At 58.4% G+C, this 12,618-nt stretch carries 11 protein-coding genes and 1 pseudogene; 9 read left to right on the top strand and 3 right to left on the bottom strand.

All coding sequences use genetic code 11. The features are described 5' to 3' along the window. The 8 genes and pseudogenes from G5358_RS03795 to G5358_RS03760 form a co-directional block, all read left to right on the top strand. A pseudogene (locus G5358_RS03795) lies at nucleotides 1-498 on the top strand (amidophosphoribosyltransferase); the annotation flags it as partial. A gap of 205 nt (nucleotides 499-703) precedes the next feature. Then, complete coding sequence (miaE, locus tag G5358_RS03790) at nucleotides 704-1,462, top strand: tRNA isopentenyl-2-thiomethyl-A-37 hydroxylase MiaE (protein WP_005346385.1); 759 nt, start codon at nucleotides 704-706, stop codon at nucleotides 1,460-1,462. Nucleotides 1,463-1,765: 303 nt separating this feature from the next. Continuing rightward, nucleotides 1,766-2,410 (top strand): adenylate kinase, encoded by a 645-nt coding sequence (gene adk / locus G5358_RS03785; protein ID WP_005337083.1) that lies wholly within the window; start codon nucleotides 1,766-1,768, stop codon nucleotides 2,408-2,410. Between the two features lie 98 nt (nucleotides 2,411-2,508). Further along, nucleotides 2,509-3,483 (top strand): ferrochelatase, encoded by a 975-nt coding sequence (gene hemH, locus G5358_RS03780; RefSeq protein ID WP_421209172.1) that lies wholly within the window; start codon nucleotides 2,509-2,511, stop codon nucleotides 3,481-3,483. 34 nt (nucleotides 3,484-3,517) lie between these two features. Further along, nucleotides 3,518-3,910: an MAPEG family protein gene (locus G5358_RS03775; RefSeq protein WP_421209173.1), complete on the top strand. Its 393-nt coding sequence runs from the start codon at nucleotides 3,518-3,520 to the stop codon at nucleotides 3,908-3,910. Between the two features lie 184 nt (nucleotides 3,911-4,094). Then, entirely contained in the window at nucleotides 4,095-5,399 is a 1,305-nt protein-coding gene (locus G5358_RS03770; RefSeq protein WP_216953402.1) for an inosine/guanosine kinase, read from the top strand. A 179-nt stretch (nucleotides 5,400-5,578) separates the two neighbouring features. Then, nucleotides 5,579-5,941 carry a DUF2750 domain-containing protein gene (locus G5358_RS03765; protein ID WP_005337077.1) on the top strand — a complete coding sequence of 121 codons (363 nt, stop codon included), beginning with the start codon at nucleotides 5,579-5,581 and terminating at the stop codon, nucleotides 5,939-5,941. Between the two features lie 175 nt (nucleotides 5,942-6,116). Continuing rightward, nucleotides 6,117-6,611, top strand: coding sequence for a hypothetical protein (locus tag G5358_RS03760; protein WP_042055706.1), 495 nt, complete (start codon nucleotides 6,117-6,119; stop codon nucleotides 6,609-6,611). Here G5358_RS03760 and G5358_RS03755 read toward each other — a convergent pair. After that, nucleotides 6,574-8,214, bottom strand: a complete 1,641-nt coding sequence (locus G5358_RS03755; RefSeq protein ID WP_421209174.1) for an EAL domain-containing protein — start codon at nucleotides 8,212-8,214, stop codon at nucleotides 6,574-6,576. The two genes, G5358_RS03760 and G5358_RS03755, sit on opposite strands and share 38 nt — an antisense overlap. Nucleotides 8,215-8,403: 189 nt before the next feature. Between G5358_RS03755 and glgC the strand changes: the two genes are divergently transcribed. After that, nucleotides 8,404-9,678 carry a glucose-1-phosphate adenylyltransferase gene (glgC, locus tag G5358_RS03750; protein ID WP_005337070.1) on the top strand — a complete coding sequence of 425 codons (1,275 nt, stop codon included), beginning with the start codon at nucleotides 8,404-8,406 and terminating at the stop codon, nucleotides 9,676-9,678. 84 nt (nucleotides 9,679-9,762) lie between these two features. Here the strand turns inward: glgC and G5358_RS03745 are convergent, their stop codons facing one another. Together G5358_RS03745 and G5358_RS03740 are read right to left on the bottom strand one after the other, a co-directional pair. Further along, complete coding sequence (locus tag G5358_RS03745; RefSeq protein WP_139493822.1) at nucleotides 9,763-11,760, bottom strand: hypothetical protein; 1,998 nt, start codon at nucleotides 11,758-11,760, stop codon at nucleotides 9,763-9,765. 195 nt (nucleotides 11,761-11,955) lie between these two features. Further along, nucleotides 11,956-12,507 (bottom strand): lipoprotein, encoded by a 552-nt coding sequence (locus G5358_RS03740; RefSeq protein WP_042055713.1) that lies wholly within the window; start codon nucleotides 12,505-12,507, stop codon nucleotides 11,956-11,958. Between the last annotated feature and the right edge of the window lie 111 nt (nucleotides 12,508-12,618).

The raw sequence follows: 12,618 nt of genomic DNA, 5'->3' as shown, positions 1-12,618 counted from the left end.
CGCAAGAAGTCGGTGCGCCGCAAGCTCAACGCCATCAGCTCCGAATTCAAGGGCAAGAAGGTGTTGCTGGTGGACGATTCCATCGTGCGTGGTACCACGTCCGAGCAGATCATCCAGATGGCCCGTGAAGCGGGGGCAGCCAAGGTCTACTTCGCCTCGGCGGCGCCGGAAATTCGCTTCCCCAACGTCTATGGCATCGATATGCCCACCGCCAACGAGCTGATCGCCCACGGCCGTGAAGTGGAAGAGGTGTGCAAGCTGATTGGCGCTGACGGTCTGATTTTCCAGGATTTGGAAGATCTGGAAGCTGCCGTACGGGAGATCAACCCGGATCTGCGTCACTTCGAGACCTCGGTGTTCAATGGCCACTACGTCACCTCCGACGTGGACCAGTCCTATCTGGATCACCTCAATGCCCTGCGCAACGATGACACCAAAGCGGTGCGTGAGTGGCAGGAAGGCACCAGCAATCTGGAAATTTTTAACGAAGGAAGTTAAACGTTTGCGGTTTTGCCGGATGGGATAGCGAGATGGGGGCCTGTTGCCCCCATTGTCGTTTTTGCCTCACACAGGCAGAAGGGGGAGGAGATATCTGTTTGAAAAACATCCGCTTATCTTGCCGGATATGGGCATGGCCAGCAGGATCCGCTAGCATAGGCGGCAACATATATGACCGATACGCTTTTAAGAGACGAGAGTTCAGATGGATGATCTGCTAGCCCCAGTGCGCCAGTTTTTGCAGTGCGAGACCCCGGATGAGTGGGTGGAGATGGCGCGAGATCCGGCCCGTTTGCCGACCCTGCTCATCGATCACGCCAACTGCGAGACCAAGGCCGCACTCACTGCCCACAGTCTGGTGCGCCGCTACTGCCTGCCCAAGGGCAAGCGCCATCTGCTGCCCAAGCTGGAGTTCTATCGCGAGCTGGATGCCATTCCGGAGAAGGCCGAGATCCTGGGCAAACGCAGCATGGGGGAGTCTGATCGCACCGTCTTTGCCGAGCTGGAGCGCAATCCACTGCTGTTTCCCATGGTGCGACTCATTCAGGAGGAGCTGCACCACTTCGAGCAGGTGCTGGAGATCATGCAGGCCCGCGGCATCGAATACGGGCCGGTGACGGCCTCCCGCTATGCCCGTCAGTTGATGCAGCATGTGCGCACCCATGAACCGGCCACCATAGTCGACAAGATGATCATCGGTGCCTATATCGAGGCCCGCTCCTGCGAGCGGTTTGCCAAGCTGGCGCCCCATCTGGACGAAGAGCTGAGCCGCTTCTATGTCTCTTTGCTGCGCTCCGAAGCGCGTCACTATCAGGATTACCTGAGCCTGGCCGAACAGTACGCAGGGGAGGATATCAGCGAGCGGGTGGCCTTCTTTGGCAAGCTGGAAGCCGAGCTAATCTGCTCGCCGGATCCCCAGTTCCGGTTTCATAGCGGCCTGCCTGTCACATCTGACAGTTGTTGACGCACAGGGGGCAAACTACTATTGCCCTGTTCCTACTACGAGCGACAAGTAGTTACTTTTGAGCGCAATTCCCGGCCCTGAGCCGGGATCTTTTTTTCTGTCGTACCTCCTTCCTGCTTTTGGCGCTCTATGCTGAATCCCTGGCTATTTTTGCGTCTTCCCCTTGCGATGAAATCCTGTTCGAACAGCCGGTTATTGTGGTGATAAAGTGCTCATTCAGGTGGCTCACCCTTGTAGAAACGGGCGAAACCGTGTACTTTTTTGCCTTCGCAAGATTTGAATAACCAATCAATAGGAGCGTGTATGCGCATTGTTCTGTTGGGGGCTCCGGGCGCCGGCAAAGGTACCCAGGCTCAGTTCATCATGGAAAAACACGGTATTCCCCAGATCTCCACCGGCGACATGCTGCGTGCGGCGATCAAAGCGGGCACCGAGCTCGGTCTGAAAGCCAAAGCTGTGATGGACGCAGGTCAGCTGGTCTCTGACGACATCATCATCGGTCTGGTCAAAGAGCGCATCGCTCAGCCGGACTGCGCCAAAGGCTTCCTGTTGGACGGTTTCCCGCGCACCATTCCCCAGGCGCAAGCCATGAAGGACGCCGGTGTCGTGGTTGATTTCGTGCTGGAGTTCGATGTGCCGGACGAAGAGATCGTCAAGCGCATGAGCGGCCGTCGCGTTCACTCCGGCTCCGGCCGTACCTACCACGTGGTGTTCAATCCGCCGAAAGTGGAAGGCAAGGATGACGTGACCGGTGAAGATCTGGTGATCCGCGCCGACGACGAAGAGACCACAGTACGCAAGCGTCTGGATGTATATCATCAGCAGACCGCGCCGCTGATCGGTTTCTACGGCAAAGAGGCGGAAGCGGGCCACACCCGTTACGTCAAGATCGACGGCACCCAGCCGGTTGATCTGGTCAGCAAGCAGCTTGCCACCATTCTGGGCTGATCTTTGCTGCCGGCACTGTTTCCCGTGCCATCAGATAAATAAAGAGAAGGGCCCTGTCGGGCCCTTTTTGCATAATGACAGATAGACAGGAAGCCAACGTGACCACGAAAACCGGAATATTGCTGGTCAATCTGGGTACCCCAGCCGCACCGACCACCGCTGCCGTCAAAGCGTTCCTCAGCCAGTTCCTGCACGATCCCCGTGTGGTGGACCTGCCCCGTTACCTCTGGTGTCCGCTGCTCCACTTCATCATCTTGCCGACGCGCTCGCCCAAAGTGGCCAAGCTCTATCAGCAGGTCTGGACCGAGCAGGGCTCGCCGCTGATGGTGATAAGCAAGCAGCAGCGCGCTGCGCTGGAGCAGGAGCTCAAGCGGGAGGGGGTCGATGTGCCGGTGGAGCTGGCGATGACCTATGGTTCCCCGTCAGTGAATGATGGCTGGCAGGCGCTCAAGGCCAAAGGGGTCAACCGGGTGATCCTGTTGCCGCTCTATCCGCAATATTCGGTCAGTACCACCGCCTCGGTCTTCGATGCCTGGAGCAAGGCGATGAAGAGAGAACGCAATCTGCCGGTGGTACGGCTCATTCGTGATTATCACGCCCATCCCGAATATATACAGGCGCTAGCCATGAGCGTGCGCCGTCACTGGGAGCAGCACGGTCAGGGTGATCACCTGCTGATGTCGTTCCACGGCATTCCCGAGCGCTACGAGAACGAAGGGGACCCCTATGGTCACCAGTGTCGCCACACCGCCACTCTGCTGGCCGAGGCGCTCGGGCTGGAAGCCGGGCAGTGGACAGCCAGTTTCCAGTCCCGCTTTGGCAAGGAGGAGTGGCTCAAGCCCTACACAGACGTGACCATCGCTGGCCTGCCGGTCGCCGGGGTCAAGCGGCTCGATGTAATTTGTCCTGCCTTTGCCGCCGACTGCCTCGAAACCCTTGAGGAAATTCAGGTACAGAATCGGGAGATCTTCATGGAGGCCGGTGGCGAGCGGTTTGAATATATTCCGGCCCTCAACAGCGATCAGGCCCACATCAGGATGATGGTCTCGCTCATCTGCCGCGAATTGGCATGAGTGACCGGCAGTCAGTCAAACAAGGAGTCGAGTCATGGTACATATCACGCTGATCTACGCAGGCCTGCTTGGGCTGCTGTTTCTGGGGCTCTCCTTCTGGGTGGTCAGACGCCGCGCCCAGTTCGGGGTGATGATAGGGCAGGGGGAAGTCCCCGAGCTGCTGGCGGCGATCCGGGCCCACGGTAATTTTGCCGAGTATGTGCCGCTGACCCTGCTGCTGATGGCGCTGTGCGAGCTCTCCGGTGCCGGTGCGCTCTGGCTGCATGCCGGTGGCGCCATGCTGCTGGTCGGCCGCATCCTGCATGCCATCGGCATCCAGATCCCCAAAGCCCCCAATGTGCCCCGTTTTCTGGGCACCTTGCTGTTCTGGCTCGCCCTCGGCCTCTTCTCGGTGCTGGCTCTGTTGCAGGGGATGGCGGCCGCCTGAAAACCGGCGCTTTGTATGCTATTGAACCACCTCGGGCGGGGTGGTTTTTCATGGTGAAAAAGCAAACGTTTTTCCTTGCGGGCCTTGTCTATACTGACTCCATTATTTAAACAGGGCGACTTTTCGGGGCGGCGGATTGTGTTAAAATCCCGCCCCTCTTTCCCCCAGAGCACAGAACATTGCCATGAAATTTCCCGGTCAGCGCAAGTCCAAACACTACTTCCCTGTCGACAGACGCGATCCCCTGGTGCCGCAAAATCCCCTGTTAACCGAACTGGGCAAAGCCTACGTGGTCGGGATTGATCAGACCCTGGTTGATATTGAAGCCCATGTGGATGAAGACTTTCTGACCCGTTATGGTCTGAGCAAGGGGCACTCCGTCGTCATCAACGACGACGTGGCCGAACGGATTTATGACGAGCTCAAGGCCAACAACATGGTAGTGAGCGAGTTTGCCGGTGGCACCATTGGCAACACGGTACACAACTACTCGGTACTGGCCGACTCCCACTCCATCCTGCTGGGTGTGATGAGTCAGGATATTCGCATCGGCTGCTACGCCTACCGCTATCTGTGCAACACCTCTTCCCGCGTCAATCTGGACTATCTGCAGCCGGTGGATGGCCCCATCGGTCGTTGCTTCACCTTCATCACCGAGTGCGGCGAGCGCAGCTTCGGCATCAACGCCGGCAAGATGAACCAGCTGGATGTGCAGCACATCCCGGAGGATGTGATCAAAGGGGCATCTGCCCTGGTGATCACCGCCTATCTGGTGCGTGGTGACGATGGTGATCCGATGAAAGAGGCGGCCATGACCGCGGTGCGTTATGCCCGCGAGGCCGGTATTCCCGTGGTGCTGACCCTGGGCACCCGTTTCGTCATCGACGAAAACCCCCAGTGGTGGCGCGACTTCATTGCCGAGAACGTGACTGTGCTGGCGATGAACGAAGACGAAGGTGAAGCCCTGACCGGCATCGCAGATCCGCTCGGTGCGGCCGACAAGGCGCTCGATTGGGCCGACATGGTGCTCTGTACCGCAGGCCCCATCGGTCTTTACATGGCGAGCTACACCGACGAGGACTACAAGCGCGAGACCACTCATACCCTGTTGCCGGGCGTCATCCCCGAGTTCAACATGTATGAGTTCAGCCGTCCGATGGCCCGCGCCAAGTGCCGCAAACCGACCCGGATCTACTCCCACATCTCCCCGTACATGGGTGGCCCGGAGAAGATCAAGAACACCAACGGGGCAGGGGATGGCGCGCTTTCCGCCGTGCTGCACGACATGGTGGCCAACTCCTATCACCGGATGAATGTGCCCAACTCCGCCAAACACATCTCCGAGTTCCTGACTTACTCCTCACTGGCCCAGGTGTGCAAATACGCCAACCGCGTCAGCTACGAGGTGTTGGCCCAGAGTAGTCCCCGTCTCTCCCGCGGTTTGCCGGAGAAAGAGGACAGCCTGGAAGAGGTTTACTGGGAGCGTTGATCTCCTAATCTGCAAGGCGCCTCCATCGGGAGGCGTTTTTGCAGGCTAATGGGGGTTATCCCGGCTTTTTTGCCGGAATAACCCCAATATGCTTGAGTCCATGTCACTTTTGCGACACCATTTGGCCATCGTATTGTCGCCCGACAATGCCGCAGCACCCGAAAGAAAGAGAGAACCCCATGAGCATGCTTAACGACAATCTTGACGCCAATTTCCAACTGTTTATCGAACAAGTCCGCGAGTCGGGTCAGGTGTGGGGACTGCGCTATGGGGAAGACTGGGTTGTCTGCCGCTCAGCCGAATTTGAAGATGCCGACGTGATGCCGCTCTGGTCTGCCGAAGAGGACGCTCGTCTGCACTGTGTTGACGAGTGGGCCGATTACGAGCCGGAAGTGATCGATCTGGAAGAGTTTCTCGATATCTGGATCAACGATCTGGATGAAGATGATGTACTGGTTGGCCCGAACTGGAACGCCGATCTGGAAGGTCAGGAGCTCGAACCCATCGAGCTGGCCAAGGCACTGGTTGAACTGGACGCCTGAAAGCGCCTCCATTGATGGCATGAACGCACAGGCCATCGGGACAAAGACCGGCATCCGCGAAGGTGCCGGTCTTTTTTATGGTCGAATGGCCCGATTGATGAGTTAAAAGCCGATTTGCCTTTGCACCTGTCAGGGGGATGGTCCATCATCAACCTTTTGCCAAGGGAGGAGCGCCATGTTTGTATTCGACGTAACGGGAGCTGCGGGTGAGAAGGCCAGCATTCGGGTGCAGGCGCTGGATTGGGCGCAAGCCGGACCAGTGACCTTCCAGTGCGATGATGATCAGCTGGCGGTCGTGCTCCTGAGCGGTTGTCGTTGCGATGCGGTGGGCTTTTTCAACCTGTTGGCGGGGTGCAAACCGCTCTATATCGAGCAGTGGCTCAGCTATCTGCAAGAGAGCGGTCGCATTGGCAAGTGGAGCCACCAGACCGAGAGTCCCGCCGATGGGGACTATCTGGCCAGAGCCGGTCTGGAGCACGATGAGCTCAATACCCTGCTTGGCCAGGTCTATCAGGTGGCGGGGTTCAATCGCCTGCAAATCAACCGTTACCTCAAAAATCGCCACAACCCCACCACGCTGGCGACCCGTTACGATCAGAAAGAGCTGGAGCGCTATCGCCAGCTCAATGACATCATTCTGACCCTGTTGAAGCTGAAGCATCCTCAGTAAAGAGCCCCAGCTGGCTGATATCCGGTCGCAGCGGTTGCGGCCGGGCGATCAGATAGCCCTGCAAGCCATCCACATACATCCCCTGCAGCAGCTGTTTCTGGCCAAGCTGTTCTACCCCCTCAGCAATCACCTGACATCCCATCCGATGTGATACATCGACGATCATCCGCACAAACTGCTGGTTGGTCTGATCCTGCTCCAGCCCGGTAATAAGGGCAGGATCCAGCTTGATGTAGTCGGGCTTGAGCTCGCGAAACAGGGTAAAGGAGCCGATCCCCTTGCCGAAATTGGCGATCGCCGAGCGGCTGCCGTTGCGGCGCAGCAGTTCAAATACCCGCTTGGCACCGGTCAGATTGCGTTCCAGATGCTCTTCATCCAGCTCGAACACCAGATTGGCGCTGGTATTGGGATCTTTGAGCAACTGGCGGTCAAGCCAGATCAGGAAGGCGCTGTTTTGCAGCAGGTTGGGGGAGAGATTGACTCCCCAGCGACTCTGATTGGCACCAAAAGCCCGGTATTGACGCATTATATGAACAATCACCAGTTGCTCCAGCCGCATCACCATATCGAGCCGCTGGGCCATGGCAAACAGGGTGTCGGTGGGCAGGGCGGTACCATCGCTGCCGCTGAAACGGGTGTAGATTTCGTTGTAGGCCAGCATGCTGCGGTGCAGGGGCTGGATTGGCTGATAGGTGAAGCTGAGTCGCTCCTGTGCCAGCACTTCAGTCAGCACCTCGCGCCAGTGATGCTGTCCCTGCAGATCGGAGACGTTGTCATCCTGCTGGATGGCCCAGCCATTGATGGTTTCGGTCTGGGCGCGTGCCAGCGCCAAATCCGCCCTGGCCAGCACGGCTTCGATTTTCTGGCCGCTGCTGAGCTTGGTCAACCCCGAGTAACCTGTGCTCTCCAGCTCGTGTTGAGCCTGATAGTGATCGAAAGCCACTTTCAAATCCTGTCCCAGCAGATGGGGGGGAATATTGGCCACCGGTTGCACCAGCACGGCGAAATCAGCCCCCGAAATGCGATAGACCTGATTGCCCGGGAAGCGGCTCACCACCCGCTTGATAAGGGCCGCCATGTCCTTGATGTAGGCATCACCAGACTGGAAGCCGCGCTGGGCGTTGATCTTGCCAAGCTCGGTGGCGCGGATCAGCACCAGACTTGCGGTCTGGGTGTCCTGATCCCGCTGCAGCAACTCGGTCATGTCGCGGCGAAAGGCGTGGCGGTTGAGTAGTTGAGTCAGCTCGTCGGTGGTGGCCAGATTGCTCAGTTCGGTCAGCTGACGATGGGCACTCTGTTCGGCACTCTCGAACTGTTCCAGCAGCTGTTGCAGCACTTCCCGGGAGGCGGGCTCATCAAGCAGTGAGGGATCCCGGCTCCTGATGGCCTTGACCCAGGTGAGCTCCTGATGCTGGACCATGCCGTCCATGGTGCGCATGGCCAGCATTAACAACAGGATCATGCCGAGCAGTGTGGTGGCCAGAATAACTGTCAGAGTGAGCGGTGTGCTCTGAAGGGCCAACCAAACTGCTTGCAGGAGCAGCAGGGGTATGGTCACTATGGTGGCGATCATGAAGAGGGGGCGTCCAAGCTTGTGAACCATCTTTTTATCCTTGAAGTGGCTGCTTTATGAGGGAATTTTAACCAAGCTTGCGGTGCAAAGCATGCTATTCCTCGCAACTCGGTGAAAAGGGTCAATTGAAATCGGTTAAATGTGAGTGAAACCACTTTCACAGGTACCGAAACAGGCGAAGATGAGTTGAAAACAGATCAAACAAGGCAGAGGTAAATCATGTTGTTAGAGCCAGAAAATAGTGCCAAAGCACGACAATTGTTGAACCAGAGTATGGCACTGGTGCTGGCAGGTGGACGTGGCAGTCGCCTAAAGCAGTTGACTGACAACCGTGCCAAGCCTGCCGTCCATTTCGGTGGCAAATTCCGGATCATTGATTTTGTGCTCTCCAACTGTATCAACTCGGGGATCCGCCGCGTTGGTGTAGTCACCCAATACAAATCTCACAGTCTGCTGCGTCACTTGCAATCGGGCTGGTCCTTCCTGCGTTACCAGATGAACGAATTCATCGACCTGCTCCCTGCCCAGCAACGGGTGGACGAGGTGCACTGGTATCGCGGCACCGCCGATGCCATCTACCAGAACGTCGATATCATCCGCGACTACGGCCCCAAATACCTGGTGGTGCTGGCGGGGGATCATATCTACAAGATGGATTACGCTGCCATGCTGCTCGACCATGTGCGCCTTGGCGCCAAGGTGACTGTGGCTTGTATCGAGGTGCCGCGGGCCGAGGCATCCGCCTTCGGGATCATGGATATCGACGAGCAGCGCAAGATCCGCGCCTTCGTCGAAAAACCGGCCAATCCGCCCGCCATGCCAGGTTGCGAAGATCGCTCGCTGGCCTCCATGGGGATCTATATCTTCGAGGCGGAGTATCTCTACCAACTGCTGGAGGAGGACATTCACAATCAGGACTCCAAACACGACTTCGGGATGGACGTGATCCCCCGCATCGTGGAGGAGGGGATGGCATTTGCTCACCCCTTCAACATGTCCTGTGTCGGGGCGCGCGAGGGGCAAAAGCCCTATTGGCGTGACGTGGGTACGCTGGACTCCTTCTGGGAAGCGAACATGGATCTCGCCTCCGTGCTGCCCGAGCTCGACATCTACGATCAGAACTGGCCCATCTGGACCAGCCAGACCCTGACGCCACCGGCCAAGTTTGTGCAGGACCGCAATGGCCAGCACGGCATGACCATCAACTCCATGTTCTCGGGCGGTACCATCGTCAGCGGGTCGTTTGTGCTCAACTCGGTGCTCTTTACCAATGTGCGGGTGCACTCCTTCTGCACCCTGGATCAGGCCATTATTTTCCCCGGGGTCGAGATCGGCGCCGGTTGCCGTCTGCGCCGGGTGGTGGTGGACAAGGGATGTGTGCTGCCCGATGGGCTGGTGGTGGGCGAGAATGCCGATGAGGATAGCCGCCGCTTCTACCGCTCCGAACAGGGGATTGTGCTGGTGACCAAGGAGATGCTGGACAAGCTGGTTTGAGGAAAGTCCTTGAAACTGTGTCAGACGCTGTAATGCAAAGGGAGCCAAGTTGGCTCCCTTTTTCATGCTGGTGAATGGCGAGGATTATTCGCTAACCACCGCTTTGGCGGCCATCACCATGGCGGTGCCGTGCTTGCCACCGGCGGCGGTCACTTGCGGTACGCCATCTTCATCGGTGTCGCTGCCGGCACCTTCGATGATGTTCTCGCCGGAGTCACCAATCCACTCGGCCATCTGCATGCCACCGTTGACGGTGCCACGGAACCAGCTGACGTACTGACCGGTCAGCTTTGCCAGCTCCAGCTCGGGCGCCTTCTCGGCCCCTTCGTTGCGCAGGTTCAGCATGGCAGAGCGCAGGGCGCCGGAGATGGCAGCCTGGGTCCAGGGAGTGTATTCACCCTGTTTACCCGCCAGCCAGGTGCCCGCCTTGTCATTGAAGTAGGCCTTGTCGGCAGCGATAAACAGCTCGCGGGCGGCAGTGCGGTACTTGGCATCGGAGGTGGCGAGGAACGCAGCCGTCAGACCACGGATGGCGGCGAACTGCGCATCGATGGAGTGGCCGGCATCGAGTTTGCCACCCAGGGTGATGCCATCATGCACCAGACCATTTTTGCCCTTGAGGTTGGCAAGGATGAAATCGGCCTGCTTGCGGATAAGCTCAAGCGCTTGCTGACCCTGCTTGGTCTTGAGGTTCAGCTCGCCATTGTCACCGGCGGCGTAACCGACCGGCAGCGCGTCCTGAGCGCGCTGGAATATCTGCAGGGCGACCAGTGCGTAAGCGGCGTCAAAGGTGGTGACGTGCTTGCCCTGTTTGCCTGCCTGCCAGCTGTCGACCAGGGTGCCAGCCTTGGTATCAAAGTGCAGGGCTGCCAGGTTCTTGAAGGTGAGGTTGGAGAGATTTATCGCCAGCGAGAAGGCATCGCTGCCCGCGACCGCTTTGCCCAGGTCATTGGTCTTGTTGGCAGCCGGTGCGGCGGCAAACGGCGCACCGTCAAACACGGCGTGGAAGGCCGGGTTCTGGTTGGTGTTGGCGCTGCGCTGATCGCTGAAGGCATAGAACTCGGAGAGCGGCCACAGCATCATCCAGGCATCGCGCAACTGGGCGGAGCCATCCATCACTTCCAGCTTGCCGATGGCACCGGCATCGTTGCTGCTGGTTTCGGTCACTTTCACCTGATGGGGGAAGTAAATCACGCCCTTGGCCGGATCGTACTGCGGGGTAATCTTGGCACCCAGTTGCTTGCCATCGAAGCCAAGCTGGTTCTGCATGATGGCCAGCTTGTCGATGGATTGCTCGGTCAGCATCATGCCGTTGAAGCCATCGGCGGCAGAGACGCCCAGCTTGTGCTTGCCATCCTGATCCATGGTGGCGGAGGCGGCTTCTACCTCTTCATCGGTTTCGGCCACGTGCATACCGCCGAGGAAGTCTTGCGACCACATCACCTCTTTGAGCAGGATGCCGCCCACCGCTGCGGGCACCAGCAGGTTGTCGCTGCCGCTCCAGCGCAGGGTGCTGTAGTCGCGGAAGTAGGCGGGCACCTGGGTCTTGACGGTTTTCTCGGTCCCTTTGGCGGTCTTGATGGTGATCTGGTCGCCATTGACCGGGGTGGCGTTGACGGCCTGGGCAAACTCCGGATTGGCGGAGGCGTAGGGCAGGGAGAGGGGATACATGCCCTGTGGCACTTCATCAGCCGGGAAGCCAACGGCGTCGGCCATGGCCAGTACCCGTTGCCCCAGAGAGGCCATGGTGCCGCCACGGGCCAGGTTTTGCGGCCCGTTCACCAGATGCGGGCCCATGCCGGATTGGTAGTTGAGGGCGTACATCGCCTCTTCGGAGTATTCGTAGGATTCGATGCCGGCAGCGAAGTCGAACGGGGTCGGCTCATCGGCACGGTTGGCATCCAGCACATCCAGATCCAGCCCCAGCGCTTCGGCCAGCGGCTCACCGGAGAGCTCGAATTCGGTATAGGCCAGCATGTTGGCGGCGGTATTGAATGTCTTGTCTTCGACTTTGACGGCAGCGTGTGCGGCGCCGCTGATCAGTGCGCAGGCGATCGCCTGAACCAGTACGGTTTTTCTCATGTCCCTTCTCACCATTGGTTTTATTATTGACGCTTCTCATGACGAATCTAAATGAGAATGGTCTGCATTATGCTGTGTTGAGGGGGACTTGAGAAGTAAAAAACCGCCCCATTCGGCTGCACGTTAAACCGGATGTGCGCTGTCGAAGAGGACGGTTATCTGTTTATTGCGCTGAAAGTGCCAGTGTGGCGGGGATCAGAGCAGCTTGAACGGGATGACCAGACGGCCCGGCTCTACCTTGAGGGCTTCGACCTTCTCCTTGATCCTGGCTTCGTTCTTGCGGCTGCTGTCGAGGCGATAGACCGGGGTTTGCGACAGGAACAGGGAGAGCGACTGATTGAAGGTGGGCAGCAGCGGGGTGAGGGCGGCCCCGATATCGGCCGGCTCGGTCTTGACCGAGAGCAGCTCAAGATCGCGCAGATAGATGGCGCCCTGATCGGCCACATAGTCCGGGCGTGCGCTCAGGGCAAAGCGGATCTTCATCTGCTGGCTGCCAAGTGGACTGCTCACCTGCAGGTCGCCAGCGGCGTCCAGCTCGATGCGATCTGCTTGTTTGCGGCCGATACGGCTCTGCATCTCATCCAGACGGATCTTGCTCGACATGATACCGGGGATCCCCAGCTGTTTTTCAAAAGAGACCTGATCTTTGAGGTACTGGTTGATTTCGGCCTCGCTGACGTTGTACTGGGTCAGGGAGCAGGCCCCCAGCAGCAGGGCGAGAGGGAGTAACAACAACTGTTTCAACATGATGGATTCCGCTTGGGCAACGATGATGGCGCTATCTTACGCGATAACGGGCGTGGAATGAGAGCCTCATACCGTGGGAAATCACGGAGTTGCTGCATTCCCGATTGTTTT

The sequence above is a fragment of the Aeromonas sp. 604176 genome, from assembly GCF_049170755.1.
Lineage (GTDB): Bacteria > Pseudomonadota > Gammaproteobacteria > Enterobacterales > Aeromonadaceae > Aeromonas > Aeromonas veronii_A.
The sequence above is the reverse complement of the archived record's forward strand: the minus strand, read 5'-3'. Positions and strand labels throughout refer to the sequence as shown.

Coding starts and splice junctions, on each gene's coding strand:
- adk (WP_005337083.1), top strand. CDS start 1,766: ATGCGCATTGTTCTGTTGGGGGCTCCGGGCGCCGGCAAAGGTACCCAG.
- glgC (WP_005337070.1), top strand. CDS start 8,404: ATGTTGTTAGAGCCAGAAAATAGTGCCAAAGCACGACAATTGTTGAAC.
- G5358_RS03740 (WP_042055713.1), bottom strand. CDS start 12,507: ATGTTGAAACAGTTGTTGTTACTCCCTCTCGCCCTGCTGCTGGGGGCC.
- miaE (WP_005346385.1), top strand. CDS start 704: ATGGATGATCTGCTAGCCCCAGTGCGCCAGTTTTTGCAGTGCGAGACC.
- G5358_RS03745 (WP_139493822.1), bottom strand. CDS start 11,760: ATGAGAAAAACCGTACTGGTTCAGGCGATCGCCTGCGCACTGATCAGC.
- G5358_RS03775 (WP_421209173.1), top strand. CDS start 3,518: ATGGTACATATCACGCTGATCTACGCAGGCCTGCTTGGGCTGCTGTTT.
- G5358_RS03765 (WP_005337077.1), top strand. CDS start 5,579: ATGAGCATGCTTAACGACAATCTTGACGCCAATTTCCAACTGTTTATC.
- G5358_RS03760 (WP_042055706.1), top strand. CDS start 6,117: ATGTTTGTATTCGACGTAACGGGAGCTGCGGGTGAGAAGGCCAGCATT.
- G5358_RS03755 (WP_421209174.1), bottom strand. CDS start 8,214: ATGGTTCACAAGCTTGGACGCCCCCTCTTCATGATCGCCACCATAGTG.
- G5358_RS03770 (WP_216953402.1), top strand. CDS start 4,095: ATGAAATTTCCCGGTCAGCGCAAGTCCAAACACTACTTCCCTGTCGAC.